2 protein-coding genes are annotated in these 2,873 nt (G+C 61.7%); both read left to right on the top strand.

The features are described from left to right. Window positions 1-531, top strand: a 531-nt coding sequence (locus F8J34_RS09370; protein WP_297058782.1) for a DUF3782 domain-containing protein, incomplete at its 5' end; no start/stop codon positions are given. 9 nt (window positions 532-540) lie between these two features. Then, window positions 541-2,873, top strand: a 2,333-nt coding sequence (gene mutS / locus F8J34_RS09365) for a DNA mismatch repair protein MutS (protein WP_297058780.1), incomplete at its 3' end; no start/stop codon positions are given.

The following is a 2,873-nucleotide window of genomic DNA, read 5'->3' as shown; positions in this document are numbered from 1 at the left end:
CTCAAGAGGGAAAGTGATCAACGCTGGGAGGAAATGAATCGACGCTGGGAGGAACTCAAGAGGGAAAGTGATCAGCGCTGGGAGGAGATGTTAAAGGAAGTCAGGCGGGTGGATCGAAGAATAGATCGCACCATAGGGGCCCTGGGGGCACGGTGGGGGCTTTATTCCGAACATGCCTTTCGCGAGGCCCTGGCTGAAATCCTTTCTGAGTTCGGGGGCTTCCAAGTCAGTCGCTATCTCGCCTACGACGAGACCGGGCAGGTCTTCGGACATCCGGATCAGGTGGAAATCGATCTCCTCATAAAAGACGGTAAGGTGTGGGTAGCGGAACTTAAAAGCTCGGTGAGCAAGGCCGAAGTGTACGCCTTCGAACGCAAGGTGCGTTTCTACGAGGAAAAGGAAGGACAAAAGGTGGAGCGCCGTCTGATCATCTCTCCCATGGTGGATCCCGAGGCCCGCAAGGTAGCGGAAAAACTCGGTATCCAGATCTTTGCCCAGCCCGAAGACCTTGAGGAAGTCCAGGTCTTTTAACCGTTTTCCATGAGCTCCCGCTTCACCCCCATGTTCCGCCAATACTTCGAGATCAAGAGTCGCTATCCGGACTGTATTCTCTTTTTCCGGCTGGGAGATTTTTACGAGATGTTCTTTGAGGACGCCGAGGAGGCCTCGCGTCTTCTGGACATCGCCTTAACCTCGCGGGAGGCCGGAGGGGGAAAGCGGGTACCCATGTGCGGAGTCCCGGTGGCCCATGCCGCGGCCTATCTCCGCAAACTGGTGGAGGCCGGAAAACGGGTGGCCATCTGTGAACAGGTGGAAGACCCCAGGGAGGCCCGGGGGCTGGTGCGCCGGGAGGTGGTCCGGGTGGTCACCCCGGGGCTCTTTCTGGATCCGGAAGGGCTTTCGGATAAAGAGAATCATTACCTGTGCGCCCTTTTCCCCGGGCGCCGTTTCGGCCTGGCGGTGCTGGAACTGTCCACCGGAGACCTGCGGGCCACGGTTCTCGAAGACCGGGAAGCCCTGCATAACGAGATCTTCCGTCTCGAACCCCGCGAGATCCTGGTCCCCGAGGGATTTCCGGAAAAACCGCTGGAAGAATTCCGGGGACTTCTGCCTCACCTCTCCTTCACCTTTCGCCCGGCTCCGGATTTCCAGGAAAAACGGGCCACCGAAATCCTCTCGGCGCATTTCTCCGTGGAAGACCCGGCCGGGCTCGGTTTCGGAGACCTTCCCGAGGCCCTGCGGGCCCTGGGAGCGGTTCTGGCCTATCTGGAGGAAAACGAACGGGAGGCCCTGGGACGCATCTCCCTGCCGCGACCCTATTTTCCCGGACAGCACCTGGTCCTGGACGAGGCCACCAAAAGGAACCTGGAGCTGGTTCGCAATCGTTTCGATGGCTCGGTACGCCATTCCCTCCTCTGGGTACTCGACCGCACCCGCACCGCCATGGGAGGCCGCACCCTGCGGCACTGGATCCTTTATCCTTTACGCGATCCAGAAACCATCCGCTCGCGCCAGGAAGCCATCGAAATCCTCTTGGAGGACCAGGAACTTCGCCGGGCCCTGCGCGAGGCCCTCACCCGGGTCCCGGACCTGGAACGCCTGGCCACCCGTTGCGCTCTGCGTCTGGCCGGCCCGCGCGACCTGGTGGCCCTGCGAGGGGCCCTTAGCGAACTGCCCCGTATCCGGGAGCTGCTGTCCCCGACCCCGGGGCTCCTTTCCCGTCTTCGGGAACGCCTGGCCGATTTCTCCGCCCTGGAGGAACGGCTCACCCGAACCCTCCTGGACGAGGTCCCCGCCAGCCCCCGGGAGGGCGGCCTGGTGCGGCCCGGAGTGCATCCGGAACTGGACGAACTGCGCGATCTCAAGGAAAACGCCCTGCGCTATCTCTCCCAGATCGAGGAAAGGGAACGCCGTCGCACCGGTATCCCCAACCTGCGCGTGGGCTACAACCGGGTCTTCGGTTATTATATTGAGGTCACCAAGAGCCATCTTTCCCGCGTGCCTGAGGACTACATCCGCAAACAGACCCTCGCAAACGCCGAACGCTTCATCACCCCGGAACTCAAGGAATTTGAGGCCCGGGTGCTTTCCGCAGACGAACGCATAAAGGAACTGGAATACCAGATCTTCCTCGAATTACGGGAGGCGGTGGCTGAACAGGCCGAGGGCCTGCGCGAGACCGCCCGGGCCCTGGGAGAACTGGATGCCCTGCTTTCACTCTCCGAGGTGGCGGAGGAAAACCGCTATGTCCGCCCGGAGATCACGGAGGAACCGGGGATCGAGATCGTGGAGGGGCGACATCCGGTGCTGGAGAAGGTGCTTCCCGCCGGCAACTTCGTGCCCAATACCGTAAGGCTCTCGCCGGAGGACTCCCGGCTCCTCATCATCACCGGGCCCAACATGGCCGGAAAATCCACCATTCTGCGGCAGACCGCCCTTATCGTGCTCCTGGCCCATATAGGGAGCTTCGTTCCCGCGGAAACCGCGCGCATCGGTCTCTGCGACCGGATCTTCAGTCGCATCGGAGCCTCGGACGAGCTTTCCCGGGGGCGTTCCACCTTCATGGTGGAGATGGCCGAATGCGCCAACATCCTGCACAACGCCACGGAAAGAAGCCTGGTGATCCTGGACGAGATCGGCCGGGGAACCAGCACCTACGACGGGCTTTCCATCGCCTGGGCGGTGGCTGAATATCTCCATCGCCGCGGAGCTCTGACCCTTTTTGCCACCCATTATCATGAGCTTACCGAACTGGCCCGGGAACTCCCCGCGGCCCGCAACTTTAACGTGGCGGTGCGGACCTGGAAGGATCGCATCGTATTCCTTTACCGCCTGCAACCCGGACCGGCCAGCGAATCCTACGGGGTCCAGGT

The sequence above is a fragment of the Thermosulfurimonas sp. genome (genome assembly GCF_015491435.1).
Lineage (GTDB): Bacteria > Desulfobacterota > Thermodesulfobacteria > Thermodesulfobacteriales > Thermodesulfobacteriaceae > Thermosulfurimonas_A.
The sequence above is the reverse complement of the archived record's forward strand: the minus strand, read 5'-3'. Positions and strand labels throughout refer to the sequence as shown.